Annotated in this window: 1 protein-coding gene and 1 pseudogene; both read left to right on the forward strand. The window is 72.9% G+C overall.

Features of this window, described 5'->3' with window-relative positions:
• Positions 1–335 (forward strand): tyrosine-type recombinase/integrase (locus KBI5_RS03320; RefSeq protein ID WP_157902425.1); only part of this gene is annotated, 335 nt, incomplete at its 5' end.
• Positions 332–988, forward strand: a pseudogene (locus KBI5_RS03325) (hypothetical protein); the annotation flags it as partial. The gene KBI5_RS03320 and the pseudogene KBI5_RS03325, both read left to right, overlap by 4 nt.

Below are 988 nucleotides of genomic sequence, written 5' to 3' on the forward strand. Positions count from 1 at the left end.
ACGTCGCGGGCGGGACGCGATTCGCGCCGTGGCGACCGGAGACGGTCTACGACCTGGTCCGCCGGCTGCGCCGCGACCTCGCCGGGAAGGTCCCGACGGGCTGGGCGCCCCACTGGCTGCGCCACTCGCACGCGACCGCCCTGCTGCTGGCAGGGGTRCCGGTGCACGTCGTGTCCCGCCGGCTCGGCCACGCCGAYGTGCAGACCACGCTGGAGATCTACGCCCACGTGACCGAGGACACCGACGCGCGAGCAGCGGCGAGCTGGCGGGCGTTCACCGCCGGCTGGCGCCCCCAGGCCGTGGCCGGCGGCGGGCAGATCGGACCGTGCTCGTGAACATCACGGTCGAGGAAGTCATGGACAACCTGGCCRCCGCGGGGTGCGGATATGCCCCCGTGATCCTGGACCAGTTGTGGGCGACGGTTCCTGATGACCTGCGGCTGGGCCGGCTGTCGGCGGCGACGRTGCCCGAGCGCTACCGCAACGCGTTCACCGCGGCCGCCCCGAGCAACGCGATCCTCGTCGAGAGACTGCCGGAGCCGATGGRCCGCGAGCTGACCTGGTGCTGCCTGAGGGTGATCGAGCTGGGCGGGAAGATCGCGCTACCGGGGGTGGCGATGCTGACCCGCCGCCTCGCCGAGGCCGTCGCCGACCTCGGCGCTCGCGGCCCCGTCTCGCTGATGGACCTGCCCGCGCGGGACTGGTGTCAGCAGTTCTCGTTGGCGGTCCACCGGCGCAAGGGCAGGCTGCCGACCGCGCGCTCGACGCAGACCGTGCGGGAGACCTTGGTGCGGTTCCTGCGGCTGCTCGCCCTCGCCTACGACACCAGACCCTGGTGGCAGCGGGAGTCCTGGAACCCGGTCGAGGATCCCCGCATCCCGCTGCGCGCGCACGAGCCCCAGGGCCGCGAGGCGATCTACTTCCAGCGCGTCAGTGCGTCCCGGCTGCGCCTCGGCCTGCAGTGGTACTGCAAGATCAGCCTCGAGACC

It is taken from the genome of Frankia sp. KB5, assembly GCF_002099325.1.
Lineage (GTDB): Bacteria > Actinomycetota > Actinomycetes > Frankiales > Frankiaceae > Frankia > Frankia casuarinae.